Consider the following 14,377-nt stretch of genomic DNA (forward strand, 5'->3'; position numbering starts at 1 on the left):
AGGATTTTTATCCTTTGTCTTTTTTATTATTTAAAAATTGATATATAATTAGCATTGCTGAGAAAGTTTATGTAAAAATAAAAAATCACATAAAATTTCAATTGGATTGCTAATATACTTACTACAATAAAATAAGAAAAGGACAATAAGATGAATTTATATTGCATTAATAGATGAAGATTCATTGATTTTATTGATGAGAAATATATAATTTTTCAGTGTGAGAAGATTAAAGGCTGTAAGTTGAGCTAGCTCAACTTACAGCCTTTTTGTTTTAGTCTTAAACTGTGTATTATGAACAATTACAAACTACCATTGAATTAATGATTGTGAGATTTGATTAGTACTTATCTTAAAGAACAAAGTTATTTACACAATCGTCTAGAAACTAATAAATTTGGGAATAAGTTTATTTTTGTTAAGGAATTTTATTGAGGACTCTTTCATTGAGCCTATTTATAAATGCTTTACACAGATTAGATTTTTGTTAGTAATTCATACATTTTTTCTAATTCCCCTTGAGACAAATTAAGAGATAGTTTAAGTAACTCTTTGTCTGCGGATTCATGAATTTCTCTTCCCTTGTCAGTGACTGTAATATAAACAACTCGTTGATCCTCATTGCTTCTTTCTTTTACAATATACCCATTTTCCATCAACTTATTTAAAGATCTAGAAACATTTGGACTTTCATCTACCATAAAACTTTTTATCTGATTAACTGTTAACTGGCCAGAAGGTGAGTTGGATAATGCATGTAGAATATTTACCTGTGTTAATGATAAGTTCATATGTCTAATACTTCGCATCATCTTCGCAGTTTGCTCTTGTGCAGTACATATTAGCAGACCTAGTACTTTTTGATCTAAGTCTATATCTGAATTAATTATTAAATCTTTATTTGCCATATTTAACCACACTTTCCTATTTGTATATTCAATTATTATAGTATAACTCTTCATCAAAGATGTCAATACAAGCTAAATCAGATTTAACCTTTAAAAAAGCCATATTACTATAAAAATACTTCTGGTTCTCTTCTTTCTGTACGAGTAGTTTCTACTTTTTTCATTATATTTATCAAGGTTGGATTGACAAGTTTAATGGCTTTTTTAGGGCAAACATTGGCACAACCATAACAACATAAACACTTCTTACGATCAAATGATCTAGTAGAAATATGAATGGCACCAACAGGGCAATGTTTTTCACATTTTTTACAGCTGATACAATTATCATTTATAGATAGTTCATTCCAAGTATAAGGCATTTTAGCACCATATCCAGGTAAGGCTGATATAAGTGCACACTTTACGGAACTGAAAGTGTCATTTTTAGGCCAACCCGTTTTCAATTTAGACTTAAGACTAAAATCTTTATTTATAAATATTTTTTCATAAATATTTTTACCAAACCGTAACTGAATATCTTTATCTTTTGCATCAGGTCTTCCTGTTGCGATCTTATCTGCAAAGGTATGCTGACCTATGAAAGCCCCTGCTCCTACCATTTTGAAGCCTCTGGATTCTACTTCTCTTTTCATATATATAAGGGTCTTTCCATAATAGCCATTTCCATATAGTACTATTCCCACTATAGGAGTATTATGTCCTTGGATTGAATTAAAAATCTCCTCTGGAACACCAAATAACTTTGTAGAAGTCATCATACCAAGTATGACTAAATCATCACTTTTAAAATTGTATTTCTTTTTTCTGTTTTCTTGAATTAACATATCATGTTCAATGACTTCCACATCTCCCATGCCTTCTGCAATATTACGCACTGTTCTTTTAGTAGTTCCACCTGGACTAAAACAAATTAAATGTACCTTCATTATAAATATTCCTCCTTATGAAATGTTCCTAGAGTATTAGGTACGCAAGTAAATGACTTTACCAATAAACTTTATTTCATATGAGAAATATCTCCAAATGATTTTAATTTATATTGGCATTAGTATTACCTAAGTAAGATATACTTAAACTATCTTACTGGAAAATATATTACGTGGAATATATTTTTTCAAAAAAACTCATGTTCTATAGGAACTTATACAACAGTTATTTCATGTACCTTTTATAAATAATATTACACTAATAATTTTGGTTAAAAAAATGTTTTAGGTTCTTTTCTTTCTGCGCGAGTAGTTTCTAGTTTTTTCATCATATTGACCAATGAGGGATTTGCAAGGCTAATGGCTTTCTTAGGACAAATACTGATACAACCAGCACAACCTAAACATTTTTTGCGATCAAATGATTTAGTAAAAATATCTATGGCATTAACGGGACAATGTTTTTCACATTTTTTACATTGGATACAATTATCATTTAGTGATAGTTGATTCCAAGCATAAGGCAATTTAACAGTATATCCAGGTAAGGCTGATCCAATTGCACATTTTACAAAAGTAAGGGTGTCATCTTTAGGCCAATTTATTTTCAATTTAGACTTAAAACTAAAATCTTTATTCACAACTACTTTTTCATAAATATCCTTACCAAACTGTAACTGAATTTCTCTATCTTTTGCATCGGGTCTTCCTTTTGCAATCTTAGGTGCAAAACTACTCTGGCCTATGAAAGCACCAGCTGCTACCATTTTAAAACCTCTAGATTCCACTTCTTTTTTCATACATATAAGGGACTTTCCATAATAGCCATTTCCGTATAAAACTACTCCAACTATAGGCGTATTATGTCCTTGGATAGAATTAAAAATTTCTTCTGGTACACCAAATAGCTTTGTAGCTGTCATCATACCAAGGATTACCAAATCATCAGTTTTGAAATTATATTTCTTTCTTCTATTTTCTTGGACTAACATATCATGTTCAATGACTTCCACATTTCCCATGCCTTGTGCAATATTGTGCACTGTTCTTTTAGTAGTGCCACCCGGACTAAAATAAATTAAATGTACCTTCATTATAAATATTCTCCCTTCTGAAATACTCTTAGAATATTAGATATGCAAATACGGAAGTTTGCATATAAGCTATTAACTGATTATATAACTACTTCTTTTTTCCGATTAAGAGACATATTGGATAGCACATATGTCCTCCTGTAGGACTGCAAAAACTACACCCCCATCTAGTTGCTGGTAAGTAGGCAGCCTTTAAATTTTTACATTTCGACGGCAATTTTTTATTGATATTTTTCATGTTTTTTCATCTCCTTCATAAATAACAAGAATATATTCCGAGCAAATATATTCCGCGGATCATATTTCTTTAAAAAAATCATGTTCTCTAGGAACTTATATAATAACTATATATTCCGCGGATTATAATGTCAAGAAATATTAATTCTAAAAAATTTTTAAGTAATACTATGAAAGAATAAAGTAAAACATGTACATTCACTTCATTCATTCTTCTTGAATAACATATAGGAAGTGGAAAGAGGGTGATATTTAATGAATATAAAAGAATCTAATTTGACAAGGGTCCGTATTAAATTGAAATGGTTTCCAAATGCTAACGTTGCTGGGATTTTTGTTGCAAAGGCAAAGGGATTTTTTGCTGAGGAAGGAATAGACGCAGAAATAATTGATGGGGCTCCAGGTACTAATGTAGATCAGTTGGTGGCATGTGGTTCTGCAGATTTTGGAGTTTCATCATTAGGTAGTGTTATGTACCATGAAAAAAGGGGTTTACCTATTGTCTCTATAGCACAAATTTTCCAAAGTAGTACTCAAGGGATTGCTAGTTTAAAATCATCGGGAATTGATACTATTCCTGAGTTGATTGGAAAAACCATGGGAACACTTGGTGGAGTTAATGAATTACAGCTATTTGCCTTTTTGAATAAATTCTGTCTTTCACATAAAGTAGAGCTTGTTTTACAAGAGTCCATAAAAGAACTATTAACTAAAGAAATTGATGTAGGGTCTGTGGCCATATACAATCAATTACAACCTCCTTTTAAGGAAGGATTAAGACCAGAGGATTTAAACATTCTCCTATTCTCACAAGTGGGTGTAGGTATGCTTGAGGATACGATCATAGCCACAAAACAATTGGTTCATTGTAAGCCAACCTTAAGTGCTGGTGTTGTGGCAGCCATTTTACGAGGATGGAGATATGCGTTTGCACACCCACATGAGGCAATAGATATTGTTATGAGATTTATGCCAAAAGGTAGAAGTACCAGGGAACATCAACAAAGAATGTTAAGATCAGTGCAAGGATTTATTATGCCACAAGGTTTTAGCCCCTATGATATGGGACAGTTCCAATTTCCAACTGTTATGCACACGGCTAGTGTATTATTTGAACAGGGGCTTGTGGAAAGTCCAATTCAGTTAGGTCAAGTTATCAGTCCGTATATTGTTAACTTAGCACTAAGTAACTGTAATCTTTGGATTTAAATAGAATAATTATAGGTTCACATTGGAAAATTACTTATGTTTAAAAAAAGAGGCTTCTTTGATTTTATGGTAGTGATCAAACATACTAATCAAAGGAGCTTTTTTAGTGTTCATATGTTTAGTGTTCATATATGGTAATAAAAGAACTTTTAAGAAAATAAAAGTTGAGAATTGAAATATAAAAAAATTAATATAAAAAGAATTAAAACACAAATAATTAACATATAAACAATTAATACATAAACAAAAGGGTTATTTATGGAATATTATGGAAGTGGATAAGGGTATATAGATATCTACAAAATGATTATCTTTATAGAAGAGGAGGAAAAGATGAAAAATCCACATAATAACTCATTTGAATTATTGAATCTTAGTGGAAGAAAAGCATATTGGAGCCAGGGCTTTAAGGGAGAAAATGTTAAGGTTGCTGTAATAGATACAGGAATTCTAATAGATCATGAACAGTTTAAGGATGTAAAAATCACGGAAAAAAGTATGCTAGATGATAAGGTTGAACCGAATTATCATGGCACTGCAGTAGCCAGTTTAATTGCTGGAAAGGATCTAGGCGTGGCTCCAAGTTGTGAACTTCTATCTATAGAAATAAAAGATAGTGTTGGTGATCCTCATTTAGACAAAATAGCAAAGGCGATTATATATGCTGTAGATGAAGGATGTGACTTAATAAACATTTCTTATTCTCATTATGCCAATTATGGAGGAGTAGAAGAAGCTATAGAGTATGCGGAAGCTAATAATGTTCTCATTATATGTAGTAGTGGCAATGATGGGAGTGAAGGAAAGAGGTATCCAGCAGCATTTGATGAAACTATTTCAGTGGGAGGTGTGAATTACGATTATGAAAAAATAAAATGGGTTACCTATGGAAGTACCTTAGACGTATGTCAAGTATGTGAAAATGTATTAGCAGCACATTCTATTTCATCTAATGAATACGCATTAATGTCAGGAACTAGTTTCTCAACTCCAATTGTGACAGGAATAGCAGCTTTGTTAGTTTGCAAGCATAAGTACTTTAATAATGGTAAAAAGATACCAGTGAATATACTGAGATATATGCTTAAAAATCAATTTGTAAAGGATTTAAGCATAAAAGGAAAGGATAAGTTGTATGGATATGGGTTTTGTACATTACAGCCTTTATCATTAATTTTGGAATTTAAAATAGATAGTATGGAAATGAAACAAAATGGTGAGGTCATAAAGATGGAAGAACCAGCTAAAATAGAGAATGGAAGAACTTTAGTCCCATTAAAATATGCAAATGATGGAGCCACAGTACTATGGATGCAAGAGGAAAGAAAAGTTAAGATAATGTATTAAGTATGATTCCACCAACCAAAAATGGAAAAGAAAACAGGAGAATTCCATATTCAAAATTGGGACTCTCCTATTATATTTTGTGAAATGGTTATATGGAGTGGATTGGAAAAGGGGATTTTGACTCATAATAATACCAATGGTATTATTATACTGAATAAGCATTAATTCCGTAATAGAAGTGGAGGTATAGAAAGTGAAGAATAATTTATTTCAATTTGAAATTCAAACAAAAAAGCCTCAAGGATTTGTGGATATTACATATTTAATTGATGAAGCTATAGAAAAATCAGGTATTGGAAATGGTATTGTAGTGATGTATTGTCCCCATACTACGGCAGGTATTACAATTAATGAAAATGCTGATCCAGATGTGGTAAGGGATATGCTAGTGGCCCTTAATAAGGTATTTCCTATAGAAGGAGATTATAGACATTTTGAAGGAAATTCTCATGCTCATTTAAAATCATCTTATATGGGTGTAGAAAAGACAATTATCATAAATGAAGGAAAGCCCCTTTTAGGCACTTGGCAAAGTGTATATTTTTGCGAGTTTGACGGACCTAGAAAGAGAAAAGTAAATATAAAAGTTATTGAAGGTTAAATCTAAGTTCCCTATAGATAAGGAATTCAGTGTTGAAAAGCTAAATTAATAATTTTAAATATATTATCAGATGAAAATAACAAGATTATAAAAGGTTAACGCCCCTCATGACAGTTGTCTCAGGGGCGTCTACAAATGGAATCTTCTAAATAAATAGAAGAAAACTATTAATCTATACCTTTAATTGTGATAAATCTAACCTCTTAAAGTAATGAATGAAACCTATTGTTAATAAGATTTCAGGGATTAAGAATCCAAGTGTAATTCCTGTAAACTTAAACATCCAAATCATAGTGTAACTAAATACAGGAATTAAAATTAAAGTTCTTATTACAGCTATAGATAATGATTCTATCGGTCTATTAATTGATGTAAAGAAGACTGATGATTGTATCCCTATATTTGATAATACTATGGCAAAACCAACTCCTAAATACAGGATAAAAGCAATTTTTACAAGCTCAGGTTTATCTAAGAAATATGGCAGTCCAAACCATGCAACTGGAATTAGAGTAACATAGAAACTAATTGCATATAGGGCACTTCTCTTAACAGAGAAGACAAAAAGCTGTTTCAATTCATGGTACTTTCCCTGTCCCATCATCTTAGAGGATATTGGCTGCAATCCATATTGTGATCCCATATAAATCTTAGTAATAAATAGAGTAAACACTGCTGAAGCTGCATATGCCTCAAGGTATACATTTGGCAAGAATTTTAATATTGATGTATTAACAACATATACCATTATTGATTCAATAAAGACACTCAAAAAGTCACTACTTCCGTTATACAAAACTCTCTTAAGAGCCTTATAGTTCTTTTTAGGCATACTAATTTTTATTGTTTTAGATCTATATATTAGATAATAAATATCAGCAATAAGATGATAGCTGTTACTTATAAGGGTTGCTACACCTAAGCCCATTACTCCTTGTTTGAAAACTACAACGAAAATCATATTTAAGATAAAGTTCATTACCAATGTTATAATATTTACTTTAAAATTATACTTTGGATTTCCATCATTCATAATTAGGCCATCTAAAACTACAGATATCATCTGAGGGAAGAAGGCAATAGAAAGATATCTCAAATACTCAGTTGCAATCCTGTGATAATCACCTGAAGCTCCCAGAAAACTAGCAACTTTACTTGCATTAAGAGAGGTAGAAATTGCTAATACTCCTGCTATGGCTGTAAGAATTAATATTATAAAGCTGGCAGCTTCATTAGCCTTATCAATCTCTTTTTTTCCCATAAGCAAACCAATATAGGAGCCTAATCCGGACGCAAACATAAATGCAAATGCAAATATGAAAAATAATATTGGGTTAATCAATGTTAGAGCTGCAAGGACTGCTGAATTAATAAATGTTGCTGCTATAATGTGATCAGCACTTGAAGCAAGTGACAGTATTACCTTTGTTGTTATAACCCTATGGGAGAATTCCCTATAGATTTTTACAAATTCTTTTTTGTTCACTTTCATCACCTCAAGATAGATTCTAAGGTGTAGACCAGGTCAACAGTCAACATAAAATGAAAAAAATCTGTTAAAATATTTCTAGGAGGGTGATATGGACGTATGAATAACAGATATAGAATGGGTCAAGTAAGTAATTTTATAGGAATTAGTAAAGATACTATCAGACATTGGCAGAAAAAAGGTCTGCTTCATATTAAAAAGGATGATAATAACTATAACGTATTTACAGACCAAGACTACTTTAAAATATTTAAAATCAATTTTTTCAGAGACTTGGGATTCAGTATATCAGAAATTAAGGAGCTTCTTAAAAGAGAAGATATTCATGATAAAAAGGATATTATTGATAATCATATTAAGCTGTTAGACGATGAAATTGAAAAACTAATCTACCAAAGAAATGTGTTAAAAGAAGCTAATGAAATGCCAACTTCAAGAGAAACAAACTTAGAACTTGTGAAAAAGATATTTAAGATGAAGAAGGTTGATACAAACGCTCCTTCAAACTTCTCAGCTTCAAAACTTATGCAGGACAAGCAATTATTTATAACGAATTTCGAAACAAAAACCTTAGAGGGCTATAATGTTCATATTGAAGCTTTTGAAAATGAAGATTTTGTTTATTCACATAATACCTTTATACATTTCTTTTATCCTCGAGAAGAGTTGGTTGATAGTGGTTATCCTGTTGATTTGATTAATAGTTTCGCAGAGAAAAATAATCTAAGGATAATTGGAGAAATTGTTGAAATCCATGACATTAAACAGGTTTTTTTCAATGATTTTGACTATATAGAATTGTATGTAGCTGTAAAAGATAATAATGACTAGGGTTGTACCTATTATTAACTTAATGAAATTACAAATAAATAAAAAAATTAATATGCATACTTGACAAATATGACGAATGGTCATAAAATTGAATCATGAATAAAAGAGAGATGAAAGCCAAAGAATATTTAGTTAAATCTATAAAGGTTATGCATAAAAATGGATTCCATGGTACTAGTATTAAGGATATAACAGATGAACTAGGAATACCAAAGGGTTCTTTTTATAACTATTATGAAAATAAAGTTGACTATACTATAAAGGCTTTAGAGTTGTTTTATAACTATTTAGATGAAAGTTATTATGCAATCCTAAGGAATAAGGAATTATCATCAGAGGAAAGGGTAGTAAAAGCCTTTGAAAGTATGATAAAAGACATTACTGATAAAAAATTAGAGTATGGTTGTTTTATTGGTAAGTTATCCTTAGAACTTAATGGAGCAGATGAAGCCATAGTATCCGTACTAAATAATTTACATGAAAGGATGAAAGGTAAAGTAGAACAATGTCTGTTAGAAAATACTAATAGGGATCCTAATGAGACAGAATACATTTCAGAACTTATAATGTACACGTGGCAAGGAGCCTTAATGAGGGCTGGAACTTCAAATGATATGAAACATTTAGAGAATTTTATAAGGTATTTAAAAGGCTTATTAATATAGTCTTTTATTTTTAAATAAAAATATGACGAACGGTCATCAAAAAAGAGGAGTGGGTTAAAATTACTACTATTAAATTAACAAATAAAGAAATAAAAGATTTAGCCATGAGCTGTGGAGCTACTGACGTGGGAATAGTCAGTTTAGAAAGTTTTAAAGATGAGGAGATAAATAAAATCAAAGAGATATTTCCTAAAACAAGGGCATTAATATCTATTGCTGTAAAGCATAATCCAAATGCAATAAAAAGCCAACATAGATCCGTATCTAACAATGAATATCATTATGCCATTAAAAAGCTTCATAAAGTTACTTATGACTTAGAGAATGAATTAATAAAAAAGGGGATGGAAGTAGTAGCAGCCGTTGCAGACTTTCCCATGGAGACAGATATAAGTAGACCAAACGCCTGGTTAATATCCCATAAGGAAGTGGCAGTTAAGGCTGGTATTGGAAAGATGGGTTTAAATACTCTAGTGATCCATGAAATTTATGGACCTAATATTATATTAAATACAATTTTAATTGATTATGAGCCTGATAAATACGATAAGGAAATAGAGGAAAATCCATGTATAAACTGTAACCTATGTAAAACAGTTTGTCCAACGGGAAGTATTAGTGAAGATGGTTTTAACTTTACGGGATGCTATACACATAACTATAGGGATATGAGAAATGGTTTTTTAGATTTAACAAACAGGCTTGAATCTGGGAACAAGAAGTTAGACAAAATTAATTCTGCTGAAAAATCTGCCATATGGCAAAGTGTGTATTCTGGGCCTAACTATCGTTGTTCTTATTGTGTAGCTGTCTGTCCAGCTGCAAAAGGAGAAGTGGAGAACTTTAAAAAAGACAGGAAGGCTTATTATGACACATATGTGAAGCCGTTTAAGGAAAAGGAAGAGAATATCTATGTGCTAAAGGGAAGTGACAGCGATTATTATGTTGATAAACTAGAAAAGAAAAGGAAAAAATATGTTAGTAATGGCATGGAAATGAGAAATGTACAATATTTTAGGAACGCATTAAAATTAGGATTTCAAAAAAATCATGCAAAGGATGTAGAAGTGATATATCATTTTATCTTTACTGGAGAAGAAAATCTTCAATTTACAGTAGATATAAATAGAGGAAAGCTAAAAGTAACAGATGGTCTTGCAGGTAAACCTAATCTCGTATTAAACGCAGATAGTAGAAAATGGGTAGAGTTCTTATCTACGGGAAAGGGATTAATGACTGGAATCATTACAGGTAAAATAAAAATAAAGGGAAGTCCAAAGTTATTAAAAGAATTTAGTAAATATTTTCCTAATTAAAGAAAAAGGTATTTGCTGCCTACCTACTAGTATGATATACTTCTCGTATAAATAAGGAGAGTGAGAAATATGAAGAAAGTATTTGAAAAAATAAATCTAGGTGGTATAGAAATTAATAACAGAATAGTTAGATCAGCTACAGCAGAACTTATGGGTGATTCAAATGGTTATATGACTGATAGGCTTTTAAATATGTATAGTGAACTATGTGATGGTAATATAGGATTATTAATTACAGGATTAACAGAAGTAGTAGAAGGAACTGCTACTCACACTTTAATGAAAATACATGATGACTCCTATATAGAAGGGTTAAAGAAATTAACGGACTTAGTACATAGTAATGGCAATAAAATAGTTGTACAATTAGTCCATCATGGATCACAGATAAGTGGTAGACCTAGATATGAACCATATAGTCCATCGGGTATTGAAGAAGAAGGATCAAGGGTTAAATCAAGGGAAATAACTAAAGAAGAAATAAAAAAATTAGTTGAGGACTTTGGAGATGGAGCTTTGAGAGCCAAAAAGGCTGGTTTTGATGGGGTTCAAATCCATGGAGCCCATGGATATTTCTTCAGTAGATTTTTAACTCCTTATTATAATAGAAGAAATGATGAGTATGGAGGAAGTATTGAAAACAGAGCAAGAATAATACTTGAGGCATATGAGAATATTAGGAAGAAGTGTGGAGAAGATTTCCCTATATTTATAAAGATAAATGCCTGTGATTTCCTTGATGAAGGTGGACTTACCTTTGAAGATAGTAAAAAAGCAATAAAGATGTTCTCAGAAGCAGGTTTTAATGCTATTGAAGTAAGTGGAGGAATTAAGATTGGGAAGCATACCGCTGTGAGACCTGCCATAAGAGCAAGAGAGGATGAGGCTTATCACAGAGAATATGCAAATGAAATAGCTAAGGAAATAAGTACGCCAGTTATTGTAGTAGGTGGATTTAGAAACTTAGATGTGGTAAAAGAGGTAATTGAAAATACACATGTTGATGCAGTTGCTCTATGTAGACCTTTCATAATAGAGCCAAAGCTAGTAACAAGATGGTTAGAAGGAGATACACAAAAGTCAAAATGTATATCATGTAATAAATGTTTTAATCCACGTGGAACTATTTGTATATTCAATAAAAAATAATATACAATAGGTACACTAGTTTCTTTTTTCTATCTGAATAGAAAGGGTAGATAAAAGCTTGTGACCTACTTAGTAGTATGATAGGATATAAAGCAAATGATAGAAAAGGACTTGTTAATATGGAGAATAGAAAAGAACAGATTGTAAATATTGCTATTGATTTTATTGAGAAATATGGATTTGATAGCTTTAGTTATAAAGATTTATCTGAAGCCGTAGGAATTACAAAGGCAACTCTACATCATCACTTTCCTAAAAAAGAAGATTTGGGATTGGCTGTTTGTGAGAAGTTAAAAGTAAAAGCTAAGGTTGTAAAGAGTAAGATTGATAAACTAGACACTGCCCAGGAAAAGATTAAGTATATATTTGATAACCTTCTTAATTGTGCTAAGACAGGAGATATTTGCCCTATATCATCATTACAAGCTGAATATAATGTGATCCCGGACTCTATGAAGGAGATGGTGGCTGACTTAAGTGAGAGAGAGATTGACTATTTAAGTGAAATCCTTGAAGAAGGTTTAGGAGAAGGCATCTTTGAATTTAAGGGCAATCCTAAAAGTATGGCCCTTATGATACTGACTTCATACAAGGGCGCTATACAATATTCTAGGGCTATGGACGATAATACTATGAGCACTGTAGTGGAACAAATCTATAATCAAATTATGAAATAGCTAATTGTAAGGACTTTTTTCTAGTAAAAATTAAAACTAGAAAGAAGTCCTTTTTACTTAAAAATACGTGACATTATTTCTGGGAGTTAGATACATATTAAAAAATTAATTAACAATGCCTAATCTAAAATCCTTGTGATTTTAACAAGGATTTAAAAGTCTTATAGAACTTGGTAATGTATAGATAAAATCTATTAGACATTAGGTGTCATCATTTTTATAATAATTTTGTAATAGTACATACAAAATGAATATTTAGAAGGAGAAATGAATGAAAAAAATAAATTTATCCTCTGAACGGATTAAGCCAGTTATTATAAGTGTATTAATAATAGTCTGCGTTATTACAATGAAGGTTTTTGGTATTTATGATTATATTAGTATGGATAATATAGAGAACTTACAGACTTGGATTAAAAGTTTTGAACCTCTTGGGCCTATAGTATATATTTTTATATTTATTGTGGGATGTTTACTGTTCTTGCCTGCACCACCATTAGTGATTCTAGCAGGTTTAGTTTTTGGACCATTAATGGGAACACTATGGACGGCTTTAGCAGCAATTATTGCTGATGCCACAGCCTTTTTAGTTGCAAGATATGCAGCTAGAGATATGATTGCAAAGTGGGCAAATGAAAATAAAAGCTTTAAGAGAATTGATGAAGGGGTTAAAAAGGAAGGGTGGAGAATATTGATGATCACAAGACTAATACCCGTATTCCCATATATGATTCAAAGCTATGCCTATGGTTTAACAAATATCCAATTCTCTTCGTATATATTAGTCTCCTGGATTTGCACTATACCGGGGATAATAGCTTTTACGTTTATGGGAGGTGCCATTGGGTCTGATGGTAGCGCTATGAAAATTTTTATGTATTTAGCTATTGGAGCTATTGTATTTATGGGCATATCCTTAATACCTAGATATGTTGTAAAGAAAAAAGGTATAAATATGTATGAATTAGAGTAATAAAAAGTACCTCAAACTGGTAAAGTTTGAGGTTTTTAATTTATTTATAAACTTCATTATGTTCATAGTCTTGGATTGCTTTAAATACGTTATCTGCAATGTCTTGAGATATATCTTTATCAAAAAATAATATACCTTTACTTTTATATTTAGCACATACAGTATCCTTAGCAACTATTTTTCCTTCGTATCCACCTAATACATCATTTATTTCTTGTCCTAGTTTAGAAAATATTTCACTTTCATCCCAAGATATAAATCCTATGAATGATCTTACTAAAGATTCATTATAACCTTTATTTATTAAAACTTCTTTCCAAGTTATATTTTTTATGTTCATAAACAAAACCTCCTATAATAAATAATACTATTTCTAGATTATCCTTATTTAGGCAGTATTATTCTAGTAGGTCATGGCTTTTAAAAAAGAAAAGAATCTATATATTGCATAGTAAAAGCTCATAAGCCCCTTAATTATCTTGGACAAATCTCAATGAATTTTGTATCATAGATTTATAGGCAAGAAAGAGGAGCTAAATATAAGTAATTAATAGAGGTGATAAGGGGGTCTAATGATATGAAAGTGGGACTATTTAATGGAACAGTTGCTACTACAAACGGTATATATAAGATAAGTGATATAGATATAGATAATGCTAAAAAACTTATAAAGGAAAATGGATTTATATCTGCAATAGGACATGAATCAACTGCTCAAGCCCTATCAGATTTACTAGGTATACATATACCTATGAACCGTATACAATTTAAGCAGGCGGTTGGACAAAAGGCAGTAGTTATTAAATTAAATGAAAGACCACCAGAAGGTGTTGTATTAAGTAGAGAAGAGATAGACAAGATAGGATACTCATTAAAATTAATGGAAAGATTGGAATAAAGTTAAAATGAAACACTAACTATTAAATAGTTAGTGTTTTTGTCTTAACTTTAA

16 protein-coding genes are annotated in these 14,377 nt (G+C 31.0%); 10 read left to right on the top strand and 6 right to left on the bottom strand.

The genetic code is table 11. From position 1 onward, the window contains the following. Window positions 1–476: 476 nt before the first annotated feature. The 4 genes from CCE28_RS15455 to CCE28_RS22315 all read right to left on the bottom strand — a co-directional run bounded on the left by CCE28_RS15455 (window position 477) and on the right by CCE28_RS22315 (window position 3,169). Entirely contained in the window at window positions 477–962 is a 486-nt protein-coding gene (locus CCE28_RS15455) for a MarR family winged helix-turn-helix transcriptional regulator (RefSeq protein ID WP_207652909.1), read from the bottom strand. A gap of 53 nt (window positions 963–1,015) precedes the next feature. Then, window positions 1,016–1,837 (bottom strand): EFR1 family ferrodoxin, encoded by an 822-nt coding sequence (locus CCE28_RS15460; protein ID WP_095134634.1) that lies wholly within the window; start codon window positions 1,835–1,837, stop codon window positions 1,016–1,018. Window positions 1,838–2,109: 272 nt separating this feature from the next. Continuing rightward, on the bottom strand, window positions 2,110–2,931 hold the full coding sequence (locus CCE28_RS15465; protein WP_095134635.1) for a 4Fe-4S binding protein: 822 nt from the start codon (window positions 2,929–2,931) through the stop codon (window positions 2,110–2,112). An 88-nt stretch (window positions 2,932–3,019) separates the two neighbouring features. Next, a complete protein-coding gene (locus CCE28_RS22315) occupies window positions 3,020–3,169 on the bottom strand; it encodes a hypothetical protein (RefSeq protein ID WP_176461861.1) in 150 nt (49 codons plus the stop codon). A 254-nt stretch (window positions 3,170–3,423) separates the two neighbouring features. On the opposite strand from CCE28_RS22315, the gene CCE28_RS15470 reads away from it, so the two are divergent. The 3 genes from CCE28_RS15470 (at window position 3,424) to CCE28_RS15480 (ending at window position 6,325) form a co-directional block, all read left to right on the top strand. After that, a complete protein-coding gene (locus CCE28_RS15470; protein WP_095134636.1) occupies window positions 3,424–4,377 on the top strand; it encodes an ABC transporter substrate-binding protein in 954 nt (317 codons plus the stop codon). A 333-nt stretch (window positions 4,378–4,710) separates the two neighbouring features. Continuing rightward, entirely contained in the window at window positions 4,711–5,724 is a 1,014-nt protein-coding gene (locus CCE28_RS15475) for a S8 family serine peptidase (RefSeq protein ID WP_176461862.1), read from the top strand. 193 nt (window positions 5,725–5,917) lie between these two features. Further along, entirely contained in the window at window positions 5,918–6,325 is a 408-nt protein-coding gene (locus CCE28_RS15480; RefSeq protein ID WP_095134638.1) for a secondary thiamine-phosphate synthase enzyme YjbQ, read from the top strand. Between the two features lie 172 nt (window positions 6,326–6,497). Here the strand turns inward: CCE28_RS15480 and CCE28_RS15485 are convergent, their stop codons facing one another. Then, the gene (locus CCE28_RS15485; RefSeq protein ID WP_176461863.1) at window positions 6,498–7,811 is read right to left on the bottom strand and encodes an MATE family efflux transporter; all 1,314 of its coding nucleotides are present in this window, start codon (window positions 7,809–7,811) and stop codon (window positions 6,498–6,500) included. A 102-nt stretch (window positions 7,812–7,913) separates the two neighbouring features. Between CCE28_RS15485 and CCE28_RS15490 the strand changes: the two genes are divergently transcribed. The 6 genes from CCE28_RS15490 (at window position 7,914) to CCE28_RS15515 (ending at window position 13,425) form a co-directional block, all read left to right on the top strand. After that, window positions 7,914–8,645, top strand: coding sequence for a MerR family transcriptional regulator (locus CCE28_RS15490; protein WP_095134640.1), 732 nt, complete (start codon window positions 7,914–7,916; stop codon window positions 8,643–8,645). Window positions 8,646–8,740: 95 nt separating this feature from the next. Then, window positions 8,741–9,310, top strand: a complete 570-nt coding sequence (locus tag CCE28_RS15495; RefSeq protein WP_095134641.1) for a TetR/AcrR family transcriptional regulator — start codon at window positions 8,741–8,743, stop codon at window positions 9,308–9,310. Between the two features lie 104 nt (window positions 9,311–9,414). After that, complete coding sequence (locus CCE28_RS15500) at window positions 9,415–10,626, top strand: SCP2 sterol-binding domain-containing protein (RefSeq protein ID WP_095134642.1); 1,212 nt, start codon at window positions 9,415–9,417, stop codon at window positions 10,624–10,626. Between the two features lie 69 nt (window positions 10,627–10,695). Further along, window positions 10,696–11,775, top strand: a complete 1,080-nt coding sequence (locus tag CCE28_RS15505; RefSeq protein WP_095134643.1) for an NADH:flavin oxidoreductase — start codon at window positions 10,696–10,698, stop codon at window positions 11,773–11,775. Between the two features lie 77 nt (window positions 11,776–11,852). Then, window positions 11,853–12,452, top strand: coding sequence for a TetR/AcrR family transcriptional regulator (locus tag CCE28_RS15510; RefSeq protein ID WP_095134644.1), 600 nt, complete (start codon window positions 11,853–11,855; stop codon window positions 12,450–12,452). 271 nt (window positions 12,453–12,723) lie between these two features. Then, window positions 12,724–13,425, top strand: coding sequence for a TVP38/TMEM64 family protein (locus tag CCE28_RS15515; protein ID WP_095134645.1), 702 nt, complete (start codon window positions 12,724–12,726; stop codon window positions 13,423–13,425). Between the two features lie 40 nt (window positions 13,426–13,465). Here CCE28_RS15515 and CCE28_RS15520 read toward each other — a convergent pair whose 3' ends face one another. After that, complete coding sequence (locus tag CCE28_RS15520; protein WP_095134646.1) at window positions 13,466–13,765, bottom strand: hypothetical protein; 300 nt, start codon at window positions 13,763–13,765, stop codon at window positions 13,466–13,468. A 237-nt stretch (window positions 13,766–14,002) separates the two neighbouring features. Here CCE28_RS15520 and CCE28_RS15525 point away from each other — a divergent pair, with 237 nt between their 5' ends. Further along, the gene (locus tag CCE28_RS15525) at window positions 14,003–14,323 is read left to right on the top strand and encodes a YddF family protein (RefSeq protein ID WP_095134647.1); all 321 of its coding nucleotides are present in this window, start codon (window positions 14,003–14,005) and stop codon (window positions 14,321–14,323) included. Window positions 14,324–14,377 lie beyond the last annotated feature (54 nt).

The organism is Anaeromicrobium sediminis, assembly GCF_002270055.1.
Classification (GTDB): Bacteria; Bacillota; Clostridia; order Peptostreptococcales; family Thermotaleaceae; genus Anaeromicrobium; species Anaeromicrobium sediminis.